A 17749-nucleotide genomic window follows, 5' to 3' on the forward strand; every position below is an offset into this window, starting at 1 on the left:
ATGGTAGACAAAAGAGAACCAGCACCACAGTGGCCTATACTTAAGGGTGAATATGAAGTCGGAGACGTAAAGAACTGTGTTGCAGTCATCACTCTGGGTTCACACCTTCCCGGCGGTCCAATGCTTGCTGCAGGTGCCTGTATCGCTGGTCCCTGTAAGACAGAGAACCTGGGTATAGAGAAGGTAGTTGTACACATCATTTCCAACCCTAACATAAGATATCTCCTTGTAACTGGTTCAGAAGTCAAGGGACACGTTACTGGTGATGCTATCCTGAAGATGCATAAGAACGGTGTCAAGGATAACAGGGTAGTTGGAGCTATAGGTGCAATTCCATATATCGAGAACCTTACTCCTGAAGCTATTGAAAGGTTCCAGAAACAGGTAGAAGCTATTGATTTCATAGGAACGGAAGATGTCAATGCTATAGTAGCAAAGATCAAGGAATATGCAGCAAAAGATCCCGGATCTTATGATGCTGATCCCCTGGTTCTCCAGGTAGGAGCGGCAGAGGGAGAAGAGAAAGCAGAAGCTGGTGGCCTGAAGCCAATGGCTGCAGAGCTGGCTACTGTAAGAAGCCGTATACTTGCCATCAACAGAGAAATGATGGGAATCGGTAACCTCAACAAGTTCCATGCTGGTGTACACGCTGGTAAGGTTGAAGGTATAATGATTGGTCTGGGTATTACTCTGACAATACTCGGTCTGCTATTGGGAGGAGGTACTTAACATGGCTGAAGCAATAGAATATGGGAAAGGTGTCCCTATGGTCATTGAGCCTCAGATGGGACCCATTGATAGCGTTATAGCAGATGTAAAAGCCCGTGCGCAGCTCATTGCAAGGAATCAGAAACTGGATTCCGGTGTGAGTGCAGCAGGCATAGTTGGGTTTGCTGCTGGTTTCATATTTGCCATTCTGATGGCAGTAGTTCTCCCATTGATGATCTGGCAGGTGATTTACTAATGACTGACAGAAGCGATAGAATACCAAGTGTGGTTGTAGACCCTGCTGATTTCGCTGAAGTATTGGCGAGACTTAATAAGATAGATGAGAAGATCGAGTTCGTTCACAGTGAAGTTGCACAGAGAATAGGTAAGAAAGTAGGAAGGGACATTGGAATACTGTATGGAGCCGTTGCTGGAATACTAATATTCCTTGTTTACTTGTCAATTAGACCATGGTTGTTTGGATAAAAGAGGTGTTTACAGATGTTCAGATTTGATAAAAAGCAAGAGGTATTCGAAGTAGGCAATGTCAAGTTCGGTGGCCAGCCAGGCGAATATCCAACAGTACTTGTTGGAACAATGTTCTATAACAGACACAAGATCGTGTCTGATGAAGACAAAGGTATCTTTGACAAAGCAGCTGCAGATAAACTGTGGCATGATATCGAAGCAATGGGTGAAGTTACAGGTAACCCCTACGTAAACCAGATCGTAGGAGAGACACCTGAAGCTATTAAGAAGTACATCGACTGGTTCGTAGAGATCGATGACAAGACTCCATTCCTTATAGACTCATCTGCCGGTACTGTACGTGCAGCTGCCGCAGAGTATGTTACAGAGATAGGAGTTGCCAAGAGAGCTATCTATAACTCCATCAACGGAAGTATTGATGCAGCTGAGATCGAAGCTATAACTGACAGTGATATTGAAGCAGCTATTGTGCTTGCATTCAACGCCACTGATCCATCCCTTAAAGGAAAGATGGACATTCTGGAAATAGGCGGTCCTGGACAGGATAAGGGTATGCTGCAGGTCGCAAAGGAATGCGGTATCACAAAACCCATCATCGATGTAGCAGCAACACCTCTCGGTGCTGGTGCAGGTGCATCCATGAGAATGGTCGTAGCTGTAAAAGGACACCTTGGTCTGCCTGTAGGCGGTGGATTCCACAACATCGCATCAGCATGGGACTGGATGAAGAAATACAAGAAGACTTTTGCAACAAAGGAAGAGAAACAGGCAATCTACATGCCATCTGACATAGGAACAAACCTTGTTCCACAGGCTCTTGGATGCGACTACGTGCTCTACGGTCCGATCGAGAACACAAACATGGTATTCCCTGCAGTAGCAATGGTTGATATCATGCTCGGAGAGACTGCAAAAGAGCTGGGAGTTGAAATCCAGGATACAAACCACCCAATATTCAAACTGGTATAATCATACCAGTTTATTTCTTTTTTTAAAAACTTTTTTACAATCTCTGTTTCAGAGTGGTTCCATTCTCTTCCAGTTACCTGTCATATGCTCGTTAGGGTTGTAATTATAACTGTCAGAAAGTATCCTGTCTCCAAGTGCATTTGTCCATGCTTCTACGTGCCCGCCTTCAACATCGATCTCTTTTTCCTCATAGGGGTCCCATCTTCTTTCAAGACCAAGTATGGCTTCACGGCTGAATCTTTCAGAAGGGCTTTCCCGGTCTAGTTGCGTATTATATGCTGCCCGATCAGATTCGAATCTCCTGTTTGACTCTTCCCAGCTACGCATTCTCTGTTCCCTTAACTGGTCCTGCATCTGGCTGTATTGTCTTGAAAAGACGCCTATCTGCCGGATATTTGCTGTTTGTTGCTGGTATAAACCTGTTATCAGATCTGTTAACTGCCTGACCCATCTCTCATTTGGCCGAAGAGAAGCTTTCATCGCCGTAAAGAGTTCTATGTTTTCATCAAGATGTCCTTCAGGGGCACGAATGGAACCTGTCTGCATCTGCCAGAGGATAAAATCTCCTGCCATCATTGGAATTTGTTCGTATGAAACCCCTGCATAGAATTCCTCCTCAATAGAGTTTTTTGCAATCTCATAGGCGATTCTTACCTTTCCGAATCTAATCTGGTCAGTCGGTATTCTGGGGGCGGAAGGATCGACGACCATTGGATCATTGGGAGAAACAGGGCTTCTAAGCATAATTCTATATGGTTGCATTTTTTGTCTGAAAGGAGCTATAATGTACTTCAGAAGTGCTTCATCTGGTTGCATGGGTGCAGCAACTTTTGTACTCTGGCTCTGCCAAGATTGCTGGTTTATCACTGAAAAAGGATTACTTGACCACGTGAACTTCAGGATGGGGAATCCTTCAAACGCCATCAGGCCATCGGGGCTAACTACTGCAAAATTGATATATGCAGGCATATGAATGTCATTTACCCAGGTGATTCCACCATAACATATCCAGTCATCAGGTATTGTCATTCTAAAGGCTTCTATGCCAAATCCTGCCTGATCAATACACTGTATCTGTCTATAACCTGCCATTTCATGTCATCTCTCATTATTGATTTTCCAAAATTACATGAAAATAGTGGAGTATAAATGGGTGGTCCCACTCCCACCCGCTCACATGAAAGGAGACTTTCTCCAATTTCTCCTTTACTGAAAGTTTTTATTTACTAGTATTTAAATGTAACTCTTTCCTTGGAAAGATTAATATGAGACTGCACAAATTCATGAGTCCATGACAGATGTGATGCTTCTCTGGGATGCGCCCCTGCTATTTGAGAAATTGTTTGTGGAATATGGTATTAAGTGCCAGCGTGTTTCAGCTGAATCTATCGGGACTCCTTTTCTACCTCCATGCAAATGTCTTGTCCTTCCCACAGGTTTTGCCAATTCTGCATATACTTCCACTGTTAAAAGTGTTGCAAGTAACAAAAACAAGATCGAAAACTTTGTGAAAAAAGGAGGCACACTGGTCATATTTGGGCCGATGGTGCCGGAATATACTTTTGATTGGTTGCCTTTTAAGCTGAAATACGTGCAAGAGCAGGGATCAGGAAAGTTACAAAGGATCGAGGAACAAGCTGATGTTTGTGTGGTTGATAAAAACACCAGTGAAGTAGAGTACGATGGTTATTTCGTGGATACAGATGCAAAAGTCGTGTTAAGGGATGAAAAGAACAGATCATTAATGGTCGTAAAAGATGTGGGGAAGGGGAAAGTCATAGCTTGTTCCATCCATGAATTCCCATCAAAAGAGTTCCTCCAATGCATAGTAGAGACATCTTCAAGCTGCAAGATATGACTCTTCTCAGAATTCTTTTTGCAGCTTGTCGATCTCATCCTGTGCATCTGTTATCTTAAGTACAAATATTCCAAAACAAGGCTTTATGAATTGAAATATCAAATCTTTACCTTTTACACCTACGGGAATTTTTTCGGAACCAATAAGTTTCATACCCTTTATATGGTATCCGCCAGGTACATGGAATACCTTGTCTGAGTTTTCCTTTATGTACTTTTCACTCTGTACAGGGGTAACTCCACTAATCAGTATCTCATAAGGTATGTTTTTTGTACACGATGATCTTGACATGTCACTCGCTCATACTATTTTGAGTTCCTTTACTTTAATTCCTGACTCTGTAATCCTTCCTACGATTTTACCGCCCGTAAGTTCAACTGCCCTTGCAGCGTCTTTTTCTGGAAGGACTATCAAAAAGCCCATTCCCATGTTGAATGTCTTATACATTTCCAGTTCATCCACATTGCCTTCTTTCTGAAGGAACTTAAAGACATCGTTGGGTTCAATGGGGTCAGAAATATCAAATCCGAGTTTAGTGATCCTTTGGAGTTTTAAGAGGCCACTTCCCGTGATGTGAGCCAGCCCATGCACGTCACATTCCTTTACCACATCAAGTACTTCCATGTATATCCTGGTGGGAATGAGCAACTCTTTACCAATTGTTGTAGAAGTATTGTATGGGAACGGATCCTCATAAGAATATCCTGCTCCTTCGACGATCTTACGCACCAGAGAATATCCATTGCTATGTACTCCGCTGCTGGGTATTCCTACAAGTACATCACCAACCTGAACTTTTTCGCCGGTGATTACTTTATCCTTTTTTACAATTCCAAGGCATGTGCCTGCAAGATCAAAACCCTTTATAATATCCGGTAGAGTAGCGGTTTCGCCACCTATTATAGACATGCGGGAAAACTCAGCACCTTTTCTCAAGCCTTCACCAATCTGAGTTGCAAATGCTTCATCATGGCCTTCAAGAGCAAGATAATCAACAAAAGCTACAGGTTCAGCTCCAATGGCCAGTATATCGTTAACATTCATGGCAATGCAGTCTATTCCGACTGTATCCCATTTTTTAATTGCGTTTGCAATAAGTACTTTTGAACCAACTCCATCAGTTGTCATTGCAAGTGCATATTCTCCAAAATCCAGCAGACCTGCATAATGGCCTATATTTGTCAGTGGAGCGCCCAGACCTTTGCGAACATAGGTCATTTTACTGGTAAGAGCCTTGATGGTGCTCTCTTCCTTTTTAATATCTACGCCAGATTCTGCGTATGTGAGATGCTTTTCACTCATTGACAACCCTCAGTAAATTCACGATGTAATGCCCTTACAGCTTTAATTGCATCATTTGAGCTAACAACAAAGGATATGTTGTGCTGTGATGATCCCTGGCTTATCATTATCACATTTACCTTCTCTTTGCCCAGTATTCCAAAGACCCTGCCAGAAACTCCCGGAGTACCATCCATGCCTGCACCAACCACTGCTACAACACATATATCACGATCATAAATAACATCTCCTACAACATTCTTGTTGAATTCGGAGTGTACAGCATTGACTGCAGCTTCCAGTTGATCTTCCATGACAACCAGCGACATATTTGCTTCTGAAGAACCTTGGCTAATCATGATTATATTTACGCCCGCTTTTGCAAGGCTTGTGAACACTCTGGCAGCTGTTCCGATAGTCCCCATCATACCAGCACCACAAATGTTTAGCAGAGCCACACTTTTGATAAGTGTCACCGCTTTTACGACATCCTGGCTTGGTACCTGGTCGGCTACTATAAGAGTGCCTTCAAAGGAGGGTTCAAAAGTATTCTTTACCCTTACTGGTATCTTGTGTTTTATAGCGGGTTCTATTGTCCTGGGGTGCAGTACCTTTGCACCAAAATATGAGAGCTCCATGGCCTCGATATACGAAATCTGGGCCAATGGTTTTGCTTCAGGCACTATTTTAGGGTCAGAGGTCATTATTCCATGCACTTCTTTCCACAACCATATCTCGTCGGCATGGACTGCTGCTCCAATAATTGATGCTGAGAAGTCAGAACCGCTTCTTCCAAGAGTTGTTATAATCCCTGCTTCGTTCTCTGCAATGAAACCAGTGACAACAGTTACTACTGAGCAGTCAAGTAAAGGAGATAATCTTTCATCAATCAGATCATAGCTTTTTTCAAGGGGGCGTGCATTTCCATAATTGTCATCCGTGATAATACCGGCACTTCCGCCGGTAAACCACTTGGAATCAATTCCAAGAGATCTGATGGAACCACTTACTATGGGTGCAGCAAGCCTCTCCCCATAAGAAGAAATGTAATCTATAGAACGCGGAGTAAGTTCTCCAAGATAACATATGCCTATCAGGGCTTTTTCCAGTTCATCTAACCGCAGATCTATTACTTCTATAGTTTCTGAGATAATTATTTCGTTATCTATCGCAGCATTTATTGCATCATAATGCTTTTTAGTGATATCAGCTATGAACTCCTTGACCTGAGATACTTTACCGTTCTTTGAGACATCTCTTGCTGTGCTCAAAAGCCCGTCTGTAATGCCCCCAAGTGCGGATGTGACTGCAATGAGCCTGTCACCTTTATCATGGAAGCCTTTCAGAAGCGTAGCAACATGACGGATCTTTTCCCCATTTGCTACGGAGGTACCACCAAATTTCATTACGATTCTCATATTTATATCACATTTTCTGCGGTTATGGATTGCACTATAAAGAAGATGGTGCGATATAAAGATTATGAATCTATTCAAACTAGGAACAATATATCTATTGATTTTAACTGAACTTCCAGATTACAAATCCTGTTATTATTATTACTATGAATAGTATTGGCATGAAAATATCAGTATTCACCTGATTAGTTCCGGTATTATTTCCTTCATTTACGGACGATGTGAAATTTTGTGTACTTTGTGCAGCACCGGTGGCGTTAAGATTACCCGTATTATCAATGCTATCAGGTATTGACATCAATGGCAATGTCTCATTACTCTTATTTTCGGATATATTTCCTGATAGTTTCTCAGTTTCACTGTCATCAAAATCTGCTCTTTGAGTTACATCCTTAAGGATTACAGTTGATCCAGTTGAAGATTCAAAAAACTTATTCACCCGTCCTATGAATATAGTCCTTGTACTATCATCCACTGTTTTGGAATAGCTGAATATATCATCAATTTCAAGTTCTTCTTTCTTCAGTGATTTACCATCCTTGGTAAGTTCAAGCACCACTGAATCATCTTCCATGTCACTTGCATTTAGTGCATAGCCTCCATCAAGGGAAAGAGTTTCTCCTACTTTCACAGACATTGAAGAGTCCAATGTTAGAAAATCATCATCATCATCCTGTTCAGGATCAAGGAATTGTTCTATTTCCACTTCTACATAGATGGAATCATCCTTTTCATCAAAATCTGCAGGTGTGATCCTGATCACAATGTAGTCGATCTCTTCTTCTTCCTCATCATCACCATCAACTTCTTTTATAGTGATTATGTACTCAAAGGGGCTATCTTCATCTCCAAAGGAATCTCCCACATCAATCTCTTCTCCATTGTGGTATACTTTTACTAATATATCCCCGGAGTCTTCATTAGCATCGACAAGTTTGAAAGAGTAACCTTGTTCCAACTGTACAGTATCGCCTGCATTCAGAGTATCCTCTGAGTAATATATCAGTGCTTTTTCCTCCTCAGTGGCACAATGTACTGGGGAGGATAGCAGAAACATCATTACGATTGAACAGATGAACACAAAACGTATATATCCCATAGGAACCACTATCATAAGAGTTAAGGCATGCTACATGCGATTGCATGCTTGTTTCTTCTATTAGTTGATTAGTCTGTCGGTTTTAAAGTTACCAGGTGTGTACAATGAAATATGTAATACTGATCGGAGACGGTATGGCAGATGAACCCCTTGCTGAACTGGGAGGAATAACTGTTCTCCAGAAGGCAAAAACGCCTAATATGGACTATATTGCTGCTCATGGGAGGGCAGGGTTAGCTCAGACAGTTCCTGAAGGTATGCACCCCGGAAGCGATGTTGCCAACATGTCCATTGTAGGATATGATCCGAAAAAGTATTACTCAGGCCGTGCTCCCCTTGAAGCTGCCAGCATGGGTATTCAGCTGGAAGCTGATGACGTGGCTTTCAGATGCAATCTTATTACTATAGAGGATGGGATAATCGCTGATTACAGTTCCGGCCATATTTCCAGTGAAGAGGCCAGTGAGCTGATTAAGTCAGTAGATGCAAAGTTAGGCAAAGACGGGATCAGTTTCTATCCAGGTATCAGCTACAGGCATCTTATGGTGACAAAGAATAACTTTGGCTCTAAAACCGAATGCACACCTCCTCATGATGTTATAGGAGAAAAGAAGGATGATTTTATGCCCAAAGGCAAGGATAGTGAAGCATTGTGTGAACTGATAGATGCTTCAATGCCAATCCTCAAGGACCATCCTCTTAATCTTAAAAGGATAGCAGCAGGCAAAAGGCCAGGTAATTCCATTTGGTTATGGGGACAAGGAGGTGCGCCTGCTTTCCCTCTGTTCAAGGAGCTGTATGGGAAAACCGGGGCTATTATCTCTGCAGTAGATCTCGTAAAAGGTATAGGTATCTATGCAGGTTTTGATATTATAGATGTGCCGGGGGCAACCGGTTATCTTGATACAAATTATAAAGGAAAGGCTGAGTACGCGCTGGAAGCTCTGAAAGACCATGATTTTGTCATAGTGCATGTGGAAGCACCGGATGAGGCAGGACACATGGGTGATGCAAAGGCTAAGATCCAGGCTATTGAGGATTTTGACGAGAAGGTTGTTGGAACTGTGTTGCAGGGTATAAGGTCTATGGATGAAGATGTTACTATCTTAGTAATGCCTGATCATCCGACTCCGGTTCATCTCAGGACACATACTTCTGAGCCCATACCGTTTGCTATCTATTCCACTAACGAAAAACAGCCTGATAGTGCCAGAGCATTCAATGAAGTTGATGTAAGAGCAGGTTCTTATGGAGTAGTTTATGCAGCAGATCTGGTAAAAACCATGCTACAAAGGCATACCTGATTTTACAGTTCCATCTTTTTTTAACGCAGATCAGATTTATATAGCGGTTTGGACATAGATTTTATTGGGGTTGTAGTGAAAAGTTAAACCCCTATAATTGTAGGAGTGGTTTAGATGAGACAAGGTCTTGTAAGATGGACACCTTCAGGTATGTCAAAATGGGATCCTTTTGAGGAGATTAGCAGAATGCAGGATCGTCTGAGTCAGCTATTCAGTGAACTGTCCCCTTCAGGTGAAATGAAGACCTTAGACACACTTTCACCTATGATGGACGTGCAGGAAAAGGATAAAGAAATAGTTGTTAAGGCGGACATGCCCGGTGTGGACAAGAAAGATGTGGAGATCGATATTAAGAACAATATGCTCTACATCAATGCAAACAAGCATCTTGAAAAGGAAGAAGAGAAAGAAGGGTATGTTATGCGTGAACGTGCTTTTTCGCGGTTTGCCCGTACGTTTAGTTTGCCAACGAATGTCATCGCAGAAGGTGCAAAAGCCAAACTGGAAGATGGTGTTCTTACCATAAACATACCAAAGGCAGAGATAGAGGAAAAGCAGAAGATACTTATTGAATAACCTTCCAGGTTTCAGAGTACGTCCATATTTTATATGGACGCACATATCTCTTTTTGATATTACGGCATCAGAAAAACAACTTCATCATATTTTGCTCAGTCGGGGTAACTATCATCATCGCCGCATCTGTTTATATGTAGATAGGCTTATTTATGCCTAATGACTTGTTACAATAGGTGTGATTTTGAAATTCGAGGCTATTGCAGTTGAAAACATCCCTTTGATAAAAAAAGGGGATGATATTGCACAGATCATTTGTGAAAGAAGTGATATTCTTGATGATGATATCATAGTTATAGCATCTACAATTGTGGGAAAAGCTGAAGGAATGACATTTACTCTGGAAGGTATTGTTCCAAGTGCAAAAGCTATAGAAATCTCCAAAAATAGCAAATTTAGTCCTAATTTCATTCAGGCAGTTCTGGATAGGAGCAATGATTGCCTTATATCTTCTCCAATACTGCTTGTGGAAATGAAAAACGGGCATACCTGCATTAATGCAGGTATCGATGAGTCCAATGTCGAAGGTGCAGTGTTCCTGGAACTTCCAGAAGACCCGGATATGAGTGCTGAGTCTATCGGCAAGAAAATTGAAATTGCTACTGGCATGCGTATAAGTGTCATTATTACTGATACGAATGGCAGAGCTTTCAAAATTGGACAAACAGGAGTTGCAGTAGGTGTTTACCGTCTCCATCCTCTGAAAGACTGGAGAGGGCAAAAAGATCTGTTCGGTAAAGAACTCAAGATCACAGAGGAATCTGTTGCAGATGAGATTGCAGGCGCGGCGAATCTGTTAATGGGTGAAGGTAATGGCGGTTATCCTATAGTGATTGTACGCGGTCTGAAATTAAGGTCTGATGATGACACTTCCGTAAAAGAGATGTACAGGTCGGATAGAGAAGACCTGATCAAAAAGAGCCTTAAATATCTAAGGGACAAGGCTTAAAGGCAGGTTTATCAACTCAACTCCTGCCTCAGCAAAGAATTCAATAGAATCTTTGTCAGGATAGGATTGCAGAAACACTACACGTTTGATATTTGAATTGATGATCATCTTGGCACATAATATACATGGTTGATGTGTGCAATACAAAGTTGCAGAATCTATACTCACTCCATAAAGAGCTGCTTGGATGATGGCATTTTGCTCTGCGTGGACTGCCCGGCATTTCTCATGGCGGGTGCCTGATTCTATGTTATTTTGCTGTCTGATACAGCCAATATCAAGACAATGTGCCATATTTCTGGGAGCGCCATTGTATCCAGTAGAAAGTATTCTTTTATCTTTGACAATTACCGCACCAACCTGATTTCTCAGGCAGGTAGACCTTTTTGCCACTACCGTGGCTATCTCCAGAAAATATTCGTCTAATCCGGGTCTCTCTGTCATCGATTTAGAATAAAGGCAAGTAGTATATATAAGTTGTAGTGTATCTAGAGTCGAAATATAAATCATAGTGCTTTTCTATAATTCTAGGAGCATGATACGATGAGCCTATCTCTTACGGAACAACTGGATTCGTTTGTGAGGAAACACAGCGATCGGCAGCTAATGATGTTACCAGCTGCAATTTTCCTCATAGCGGTATTAATCATTGCTTTTACCTGGGCCACAACTGGGGCTCCGGTAAAACTGGGCATGGAATTCAAAGGCGGTACAATGATCTCACTGGCCACTGATACGCCAATAACTGAACTTAAGGAAAAATATTCTGCTTATCCTATCACTGATGTAAGGCAAACAGGCTCAACCACGGTCATGCAATTTGGTCCTATGTCTGCAGAGGAGCAGAATGCCCTTAACAAAGATGTTACAGATACTTATGAGAATGTGGAAATTCGGCAAGTAGGTCCAGTCTATGGACTAGATCTACAGAAACAAGCTATAAAGGCTTTATTTTTTTCTTTTGTTGGAATGTCTATTGTGGTATTTATAATCTTCAGGACCTTTGTGCCCTCGGGAGCAGTTGTATTATCTGCTTTTTGTGATATCGTAACAGCTATAGCTTTCATGGACCTTGTTGGTGTTCAATTATCTCTTGGTACATTGGCTGCTTTGTTAATGCTTATTGGTTACTCTGTGGATAGTGATATGCTGCTTACCACTAGGGTCATCAAGAGGAAAGGAGAACTGGACGAAAATATAAAAGGTGCTATGATTACAGGAATAACTATGACCACTACCACCCTCGTAGCACTTCTTGCTATGTATATAGTGTCTACGTATTCTTATTTGGTGGTGCCCTCTTTTTCACAGATCACTTTGCTATCAAGTATTTCAATTGTGCTCATATTTGGACTTCTGGCTGACTTGATAAATACTTGGATGACCAATGTTTCTATCTTACGCTGGTATGTCCGAAAAGAAGGAACAAGGGGAGCAAGGAGGAGAAGAGCATGATAGGGGACGAGCCAAAGAGTATATTTAAAGATATTAGGGTAATAATTTTCATAATTGCTCTTCTGGGATCTATAATTGCCATCCATCCAAGTTACAATTCTCAAGATGGATTTACAACTAATCTCAATTATGGATTGGATTTGGAAGGTGGATCATGGTTACAGGTTAAGCTTCAGGGTGCATTGGTACAGGTTGATGCAGATACAGCAATGGTCCTTAAGACTCTTGTAGAACCATTAATCGGCGATACTATTACGATCACAGGTTCGACCTCTGCAGTCGCCGGAGAGGGCCAAACTCAAGCTCAAGCTATCACTTTCACAACTCCTGCTGCTGTTACAAATGCTCAGATGGATCTCTTAGGTCTTGGTGAGTATACTATTAGTAGTCAGAATGGGTCAACACAGGTTAAGTTAACTACGTCTAAAGAAAAGTTAATTGAATCCTATCTTATCAACTCTTTACACACTGAAGTTGTACCAATGATCATGTCAGATGGTGTGGAATATGAGATCAGGACGGCAGTTACAGAGCAACAGATAGAAACTCTGATGGGTGCTGTGGGCGGTTCTATCATTAAGAACGCTGATGGTACTTCAAGATATACAGAAGGAGTAAGAACTGAAACCCGTGATCTTACAAAAAATATTCTGAGTGAAAAGATGAATTCACTTGGGCTTAAGGACATTCCAGTAAGGACAGCAGGTGATAATTACATCCTCATTGATTTTGCAGGCATTGATCTAGCGACTGCAAGAGAGATCGCAGAGAAACCAGGTAAGTTTGAGATACGTATCCAGACTACAGGCAATGAGACACAACATATTTTATACGGAGAAGATATCGAAAGTGTCGGAATAGTTGCATACGATCAAGAAAGTGGTATGTGGTCCACGCCCTTTACTCTCACTGAAAACGGAGCACTAGCGCTACAGAAAGCAGCTATTGATGCAGGAGCCACCAAAAATCCTATGGAACACAATCTGATAATGTTGCTTGATGGTAATGAGGTGTATAGTGCTCCACTAAGTAACTCTGCAGCACAGCAGTTGGAAAAAGGTCCGATCTATTCCTGGCAATCTTCGACTGGTACTGGCGATGAAGGCAAGGCACAAGCAAATCAGCTTCAGATCCACTTGAGAGCTGGTGCTCTTCCAGTTAATGTGGAGATCATTGGGGCAGGACACGTAGATGCTGCACTTGGAGCTCAATTCAAAAAGCAATCTGTTATTGCAGGTATAATAGCTTTATTTGCAGTAGCCTTAGTGGTTTACAGGAAGTATCACCAAAAGGAAATTCTCATACCAATGGTTGGTACTTCTTTCAGTGAAGCAATAATGATATTAGGGTTTGCAGCTCTGATCGGATGGCAACTTGATCTGGCCAGTATTGCAGGAATTATCGCTGCAATCGGTACAGGCATTGATCACCTTGTTATTATCACAGATGAAGTGCTATATGAAGGCAAGTTGCCTCCTTCAAAAGTATATCTTTCCAGAATAACCAAGGCATTTAGTATAATATTGGCTGCAGCAGCAACTGCTGTTGTTGCTATGGGTCCTTTGGTAGTAATGGGATTCGGTACGCTAAAAGGGTTTGCAATAACCACCATTATAGGTGTGTTCATAGGTGTGGTAATAGCAAGGCCAGTCTATGGAAAGATGATTTACGAAGTATTAAAAGATAAAAGTGAGGGTGAGGCCTGATTCAGCAAACAAGCACAAAAGATCTCTGGACTGTTAAGTATAGGCCTTCAAGACTTGAAGAGATCGCAGGTAATGAAGAGTCTGTGAATACCCTTCACAGGCTCGCCTCATCGCGCAATGTTCCTCACTTGTTATTGTATGGGCCAGTGAATTCCGGAAAAGCTACTGCTGCCTTTGCTCTGGGACAAGAGCTTTATGGAGAAGGCTTTGAAAGAAGTTTCACTTACTTTAATGCATCTGATTTCTTTGACAAAGGTAAAAGCTATCTGGTCAGGGACAAGAGGTTTACGCGTATCCTGGGCACTGACGATCCCCGGAAAATCCAAAAAAGTGTGATCTCTATCTTCAAGGAAATAATCAATGAATATGCAAGTATGGCACCAATAGATTCTGATTATAAGATCATATTCATAGATAATTCCGAGACTCTTGACCAAAACGCTCAGCATGCTTTAAGGCGTATTATGGAAAAGTACACAGCAACCTGTAGGTTCATTCTTTCCACCACTCAGCCTTCAAGGTTGATAGCACCTCTGCGTTCCAGAGGCTTACAGCTATTTTTCAGGCATGTATCAGATGAAAAACTGAGTTGTTTTATAAAGGATGTAGCTAAACTAGAAGGTTTCCAAATCACAGAGGATGGCATACAGGCATTGCTATATCACTCACGTGGTAATGTGGCAACTTCACTTAATACGCTTCAGGTAGCAGTTGTCCTTACACATGGTGAAACAATAGGAACTCAGGCCATATACGATGCCGCTGTCCGGGAGGAAGTAGCTGATATAAGGTCACTCTTTGAAGCCGCAACGGTTGGAAACATAATGGAGGCTCGAAAGATCATAGATCGTATGCTTGTAGACAACGGGTTTACTGGTTATGAGATACTTGAGCACCTTCACAGGATCGCTGCAGATTCCGGAGAACCTGGCCCCAGGGTTGCAAGGTGGACAATTAAGATCGCAGATGCTAACTTTAAAATGTTGCAGGCTGCGAATGATAGGATACAGCTTGAAGCGCTTGTAGCAGATTTCTGTAATTAATACTTCAACTTTAATCAGCGATTATGAAAACAACCAGTGAATTCACTTTGGCTTGCCGTGAGCTTCTGGACAAAGTACTTAGGGGGGAGATACAAGATCCTGAGCAATTAGTCCAGGCAAAGAAGCAGGTATGTAAAGATCATAAGTTGTCTTCTCTACCCACGAATGCGGATATTATCATATCCGGAAATGAGGACGAGCAACTTTTGGTCAGGGATTTCCTTCGAAAAAAACCTGTACGTACTATATCTGGCGTAGCTGTGGTTGCAGCTATGACGTCCCCTGCTCCATGTCCGCATGGAACATGCGTTCCTTGTCCCGGGGGTCCTGATTCTTCTTTTGCCTCCCCTCAAAGCTACATGGGGCAGGAACCTTCCACAATGCGGGCAATACAATGCGAATATGACCCATATAAGATAACCACTGCCCGGCTTGAACAATTAAAACAGATAGGTCATGATATAGGGAAAGCCGAGCTTATCATAATGGGGGGAACATATTCTGCTAGAAGTTTGGATTATCAGGAGTGGTACGTAAAAAGATGTCTTGAGGCCATGAATGACTTTTATGGCACCGGATGGAGGGCTAATGTAGAAGTTATTGGCAACGAGCTTCCTTATATTCCTCTTGAGGAGGTGCAGAAAGCCAACGAAACAGCAAAAGTCCGAAATGTAGGCATTACTTTTGAAACAAGACCTGACTGGACCAAAGAAGGGCATGTAGATATATTATTAAAATTGGGTGCTACTAAAGTGGAGATTGGAGTTCAAAGTACTTACGATTTTGTCCTTTCCAGAATCAATCGGGGACATTCTGTTTCAGATACCATTGAGGCAAACAGGGTTTTGCGAGACAGTGCTCTGAAAGTGGGTTTTCACATGATGCCTCATCTTCCGGGAATGGATGCTGAAGGGGATGTTCGTAACTTCGAAAGATTGTTCAAAGATACTCGATTCATGCCTGATTATCTAAAAATATATCCAACGCTGGTCACAGAGGGAACAGAACTTCACAGGATGTGGAAGAATGGGGAATATGAAGCTCTTACAGATGAAAATGCCGTAGAGCTGCTTTCTAGGATCAAATCATTTCTGCCTAAGTGGGTAAGGTTGCAGAGGATACAAAGGGATATTCCTGCTTACCAGATTCTCGCAGGTACTCGTAAAAGCAATATTCGGCAACTTGCTAAAAGCATGCTGGAAGAACATGGCGGATCATGTAGGTGCATCCGTTGTCGTGAAGTAGGCCATAATATTCTTAATGGAAAGGAGCCTGACCCTGAGAATATTAAGCTAGTTGTCGAAAAATATGATTGCTGTGGAGGCGTGGAGCATTTCATATCTTTCGAAGATGTCCGGTCAGATATTCTGATAGGTTTTCTGAGACTTAGGTTTCCTTATGATCCTCATAGGCTTGAGCTTCAGAACTCAGCGCTGGTCAGAGAACTGCATGTATATGGTTCTATGGTTCCTGTAGGTGAAACTGCAAAAAAGTATGATTGGCAGCATAGGGGCTATGGGGCAGAATTACTTGCCTGTGCAGAGGAACTGGCAAAAGATGCAGGATTTGAAAAGATATCAATTATAAGTGGGATTGGGGTAAGGGAATATTATCGCAAGCAAGGTTATGTGCTGGATGGAGTTTATATGTCTAAGTGGATTTAGATACTTTTTTTAACGATGCATGCTAATCAACCAAGGACGACGATGAGAAGTGATCAGATAGAAAAAATGTCGGAAAAGGAGATACTAGGCAAGATCCTGGAACTACTTGTCCATATCGATAAGAATTTAGACCGCTTAGTCCCCAAGGGTATACCAATGGCCCATATACAGCCAATGAAAGCTGAAGACAATATATTGCCCTGTGGCTTGGATATAATGACCTTGCTTTCTTTGCCGGAGCACTTGAGAACAACTGCAAAGGCGCTATTTGACAGAGGGCCATCTACTGCAGAAGAAATCTCAACAATCACTCATAAAGAAAGAGCTGTAGAAAGTGGTTATCTAAATCAGCTTGTAAGAATGAAGCATGTGAAAAAGTATCGTGAAGGCAGAAAGGTTTATTTTTGCATCAATCATGATAGTGGAAATGATTAAATTCCAGGCTTTTTTTCATAATGGGTGATGTTGTGGGGATAACTGTAGCTGTACATTCTTCCAAAGGCGGAACCGGGAAAACATTCATCTCAATGAATCTTGCAGCATTATTGTCCAGCGATGGCTATAATGTTTGTTTGCTAGATATGGATCTGAAAGCACCTTCTTTATGTACTTTTTTTAATAAATGTCCTAAATGGTGGCTTAATGAATATCTTGACGCTAAATGTAACATCAATAGAGTATTGCATGAGATAAGTCCAGAACTAGGAACTAATGGCAAATTCGCTGTAGGTTTTTCAAATCCTGATATTACTGCAATCAGAATGATCTCGAATATGGAGAGAAAATGGCAGGCAAAGGCATTAAAGTTGCTTTTGGATGCAAAAAAATCTCTATTTCAAAGTGGTATTGATGTACTAATTTTAGATACGGGTCCTGGTTTGGAGTTTGAGTCGGTCAATGCAATCGCTATTGCAGATATTGTACTTTCTGTGATGATACCTGGTAATATAAGTTACAAGTCTACAGAGCAACTTGTGAACGGTGTTTATAAAAAGCTTGAAAAAAAATATTATTTAGTGGAAAACATGAGCCATAATCCTTCTGTATATCTATCCGGGAAAAAGGAACTTTGTGGGATGTCTATCCTTGTTTCAATACCTTGTATGTGTGATGTTCCTCTGAAAAATGATAATTTTATATTTAGTTTAACTGATCCTGGACATACATTTACAACTTATATAAAGAAATTATCTGAAACAATAGAAGAGCAGTTAATGAGTACATAATCTG

General features: G+C 41.6%; 20 protein-coding genes. 14 read left to right on the forward strand and 6 right to left on the reverse strand.

Annotation, left to right across the window (positions count from 1 at the left end; all coding sequences use genetic code 11):
* Genes mtrA through mtrH form a run of 4 tightly spaced genes read left to right on the forward strand, consistent with a single transcriptional unit; the run spans nt 1 to nt 2166 of the window.
* Nucleotides 1–729 (forward strand): tetrahydromethanopterin S-methyltransferase subunit A, encoded by a 729-nt coding sequence (gene mtrA, locus ACC612_RS02975; RefSeq protein ID WP_371852987.1) that lies wholly within the window; start codon nt 1–3, stop codon nt 727–729.
* Between the two features lies 1 nt (nt 730).
* On the forward strand, nt 731–964 hold the full coding sequence (locus ACC612_RS02980; protein ID WP_371852988.1) for a tetrahydromethanopterin S-methyltransferase subunit F: 234 nt from the start codon (nt 731–733) through the stop codon (nt 962–964).
* Nucleotides 964–1194 (forward strand): tetrahydromethanopterin S-methyltransferase subunit MtrG, encoded by a 231-nt coding sequence (mtrG, locus tag ACC612_RS02985; protein WP_371852989.1) that lies wholly within the window; start codon nt 964–966, stop codon nt 1192–1194. Before ACC612_RS02980 ends, mtrG begins: the two co-directional genes overlap by 1 nt.
* Before the next feature lie 15 nt (nt 1195–1209).
* Nucleotides 1210–2166 (forward strand): tetrahydromethanopterin S-methyltransferase subunit H, encoded by a 957-nt coding sequence (gene mtrH, locus ACC612_RS02990; RefSeq protein WP_371852990.1) that lies wholly within the window; start codon nt 1210–1212, stop codon nt 2164–2166.
* A 48-nt stretch (nt 2167–2214) separates the two neighbouring features.
* Here the strand turns inward: mtrH and ACC612_RS02995 are convergent, their stop codons facing one another.
* Nucleotides 2215–3258: a hypothetical protein gene (locus ACC612_RS02995; protein ID WP_371852991.1), complete on the reverse strand. Its 1044-nt coding sequence runs from the start codon at nt 3256–3258 to the stop codon at nt 2215–2217.
* 199 nt (nt 3259–3457) lie between these two features.
* Here ACC612_RS02995 and ACC612_RS03000 point away from each other — a divergent pair, with 199 nt between their 5' ends.
* On the forward strand, nt 3458–4024 hold the full coding sequence (locus ACC612_RS03000) for a hypothetical protein (RefSeq protein ID WP_371852992.1): 567 nt from the start codon (nt 3458–3460) through the stop codon (nt 4022–4024).
* 6 nt (nt 4025–4030) lie between these two features.
* Here the strand turns inward: ACC612_RS03000 and ACC612_RS03005 are convergent, their stop codons facing one another.
* The 4 genes from ACC612_RS03005 to ACC612_RS03020 all read right to left on the reverse strand — a co-directional run bounded on the left by ACC612_RS03005 (nt 4031) and on the right by ACC612_RS03020 (nt 7822).
* A complete protein-coding gene (locus ACC612_RS03005; RefSeq protein WP_371852993.1) occupies nt 4031–4315 on the reverse strand; it encodes a DUF1894 domain-containing protein in 285 nt (94 codons plus the stop codon).
* Between the two features lie 9 nt (nt 4316–4324).
* Entirely contained in the window at nt 4325–5326 is a 1002-nt protein-coding gene (gene purM, locus ACC612_RS03010; protein WP_371852994.1) for a phosphoribosylformylglycinamidine cyclo-ligase, read from the reverse strand.
* Nucleotides 5323–6723, reverse strand: a complete 1401-nt coding sequence (locus ACC612_RS03015; RefSeq protein ID WP_371852995.1) for an aspartate kinase — start codon at nt 6721–6723, stop codon at nt 5323–5325. Before ACC612_RS03015 ends, purM begins: the two co-directional genes overlap by 4 nt.
* 103 nt (nt 6724–6826) lie before the next feature.
* Complete coding sequence (locus ACC612_RS03020; RefSeq protein ID WP_371852996.1) at nt 6827–7822, reverse strand: S-layer protein domain-containing protein; 996 nt, start codon at nt 7820–7822, stop codon at nt 6827–6829.
* Between the two features lie 104 nt (nt 7823–7926).
* On the opposite strand from ACC612_RS03020, the gene ACC612_RS03025 reads away from it, so the two are divergent.
* The 3 genes from ACC612_RS03025 to ACC612_RS03035 all read left to right on the forward strand — a co-directional run bounded on the left by ACC612_RS03025 (nt 7927) and on the right by ACC612_RS03035 (nt 10651).
* Nucleotides 7927–9126, forward strand: coding sequence for a cofactor-independent phosphoglycerate mutase (locus ACC612_RS03025; protein ID WP_371852997.1), 1200 nt, complete (start codon nt 7927–7929; stop codon nt 9124–9126).
* Nucleotides 9127–9240: 114 nt separating this feature from the next.
* Nucleotides 9241–9702 carry an Hsp20/alpha crystallin family protein gene (locus ACC612_RS03030; protein ID WP_371852998.1) on the forward strand — a complete coding sequence of 154 codons (462 nt, stop codon included), beginning with the start codon at nt 9241–9243 and terminating at the stop codon, nt 9700–9702.
* Between the two features lie 184 nt (nt 9703–9886).
* Nucleotides 9887–10651 carry a coenzyme F420-0:L-glutamate ligase gene (locus tag ACC612_RS03035; RefSeq protein WP_371852999.1) on the forward strand — a complete coding sequence of 255 codons (765 nt, stop codon included), beginning with the start codon at nt 9887–9889 and terminating at the stop codon, nt 10649–10651.
* Here ACC612_RS03035 and ACC612_RS03040 read toward each other — a convergent pair.
* Nucleotides 10634–11095 carry a cytidine/deoxycytidylate deaminase family protein gene (locus ACC612_RS03040; protein ID WP_371853000.1) on the reverse strand — a complete coding sequence of 154 codons (462 nt, stop codon included), beginning with the start codon at nt 11093–11095 and terminating at the stop codon, nt 10634–10636. The two genes, ACC612_RS03035 and ACC612_RS03040, sit on opposite strands and share 18 nt — an antisense overlap.
* Nucleotides 11096–11194: 99 nt before the next feature.
* On the opposite strand from ACC612_RS03040, the gene ACC612_RS03045 reads away from it, so the two are divergent.
* Genes ACC612_RS03045 through ACC612_RS03070 form a run of 6 tightly spaced genes read left to right on the forward strand, consistent with a single transcriptional unit; the run spans nt 11195 to nt 17745 of the window.
* Nucleotides 11195–12106 (forward strand): protein translocase subunit SecF, encoded by a 912-nt coding sequence (locus tag ACC612_RS03045; RefSeq protein ID WP_371853001.1) that lies wholly within the window; start codon nt 11195–11197, stop codon nt 12104–12106.
* Nucleotides 12103–13812, forward strand: coding sequence for a preprotein translocase subunit SecD (locus ACC612_RS03050; RefSeq protein WP_371853002.1), 1710 nt, complete (start codon nt 12103–12105; stop codon nt 13810–13812). Before ACC612_RS03045 ends, ACC612_RS03050 begins: the two co-directional genes overlap by 4 nt.
* On the forward strand, nt 13812–14855 hold the full coding sequence (locus tag ACC612_RS03055) for an AAA family ATPase (RefSeq protein WP_371853387.1): 1044 nt from the start codon (nt 13812–13814) through the stop codon (nt 14853–14855). Before ACC612_RS03050 ends, ACC612_RS03055 begins: the two co-directional genes overlap by 1 nt.
* 23 nt (nt 14856–14878) lie before the next feature.
* Nucleotides 14879–16519 (forward strand): tRNA uridine(34) 5-carboxymethylaminomethyl modification radical SAM/GNAT enzyme Elp3, encoded by a 1641-nt coding sequence (locus tag ACC612_RS03060; RefSeq protein WP_371853003.1) that lies wholly within the window; start codon nt 14879–14881, stop codon nt 16517–16519.
* Nucleotides 16520–16561: 42 nt separating this feature from the next.
* On the forward strand, nt 16562–16954 hold the full coding sequence (locus ACC612_RS03065; RefSeq protein ID WP_371853004.1) for a transcriptional regulator: 393 nt from the start codon (nt 16562–16564) through the stop codon (nt 16952–16954).
* A gap of 20 nt (nt 16955–16974) precedes the next feature.
* On the forward strand, nt 16975–17745 hold the full coding sequence (locus tag ACC612_RS03070) for a MinD/ParA family protein (protein WP_371853005.1): 771 nt from the start codon (nt 16975–16977) through the stop codon (nt 17743–17745).
* The last annotated feature ends 4 nt before the right edge of the window (nt 17746–17749 follow it).

The organism is Methanomethylovorans sp., assembly GCF_041447285.1.
In the GTDB taxonomy this organism is placed as follows: domain Archaea; phylum Halobacteriota; class Methanosarcinia; order Methanosarcinales; family Methanosarcinaceae; genus Methanomethylovorans.

Excerpts from the sequence above, each read along its gene's own strand:
- mtrA (WP_371852987.1), top strand. The coding sequence starts at position 1 with ATGGTAGACAAAAGAGAACCAGCACCACAGTGGCCTATACTTAAGGGT.
- ACC612_RS02980 (WP_371852988.1), top strand. The coding sequence starts at position 731 with ATGGCTGAAGCAATAGAATATGGGAAAGGTGTCCCTATGGTCATTGAG.
- mtrG (WP_371852989.1), top strand. The coding sequence starts at position 964 with ATGACTGACAGAAGCGATAGAATACCAAGTGTGGTTGTAGACCCTGCT.
- mtrH (WP_371852990.1), top strand. The coding sequence starts at position 1,210 with ATGTTCAGATTTGATAAAAAGCAAGAGGTATTCGAAGTAGGCAATGTC.
- ACC612_RS02995 (WP_371852991.1), bottom strand. The coding sequence starts at position 3,258 with ATGGCAGGTTATAGACAGATACAGTGTATTGATCAGGCAGGATTTGGC.
- ACC612_RS03000 (WP_371852992.1), top strand. The coding sequence starts at position 3,458 with ATGACAGATGTGATGCTTCTCTGGGATGCGCCCCTGCTATTTGAGAAA.
- ACC612_RS03005 (WP_371852993.1), bottom strand. The coding sequence starts at position 4,315 with ATGTCAAGATCATCGTGTACAAAAAACATACCTTATGAGATACTGATT.
- purM (WP_371852994.1), bottom strand. The coding sequence starts at position 5,326 with ATGAGTGAAAAGCATCTCACATACGCAGAATCTGGCGTAGATATTAAA.
- ACC612_RS03015 (WP_371852995.1), bottom strand. The coding sequence starts at position 6,723 with ATGAGAATCGTAATGAAATTTGGTGGTACCTCCGTAGCAAATGGGGAA.
- ACC612_RS03020 (WP_371852996.1), bottom strand. The coding sequence starts at position 7,822 with ATGGGATATATACGTTTTGTGTTCATCTGTTCAATCGTAATGATGTTT.
- ACC612_RS03025 (WP_371852997.1), top strand. The coding sequence starts at position 7,927 with ATGAAATATGTAATACTGATCGGAGACGGTATGGCAGATGAACCCCTT.
- ACC612_RS03030 (WP_371852998.1), top strand. The coding sequence starts at position 9,241 with ATGAGACAAGGTCTTGTAAGATGGACACCTTCAGGTATGTCAAAATGG.
- ACC612_RS03040 (WP_371853000.1), bottom strand. The coding sequence starts at position 11,095 with ATGACAGAGAGACCCGGATTAGACGAATATTTTCTGGAGATAGCCACG.
- ACC612_RS03045 (WP_371853001.1), top strand. The coding sequence starts at position 11,195 with ATGAGCCTATCTCTTACGGAACAACTGGATTCGTTTGTGAGGAAACAC.
- ACC612_RS03050 (WP_371853002.1), top strand. The coding sequence starts at position 12,103 with ATGATAGGGGACGAGCCAAAGAGTATATTTAAAGATATTAGGGTAATA.
- ACC612_RS03060 (WP_371853003.1), top strand. The coding sequence starts at position 14,879 with ATGAAAACAACCAGTGAATTCACTTTGGCTTGCCGTGAGCTTCTGGAC.
- ACC612_RS03065 (WP_371853004.1), top strand. The coding sequence starts at position 16,562 with ATGAGAAGTGATCAGATAGAAAAAATGTCGGAAAAGGAGATACTAGGC.
- ACC612_RS03070 (WP_371853005.1), top strand. The coding sequence starts at position 16,975 with ATGGGTGATGTTGTGGGGATAACTGTAGCTGTACATTCTTCCAAAGGC.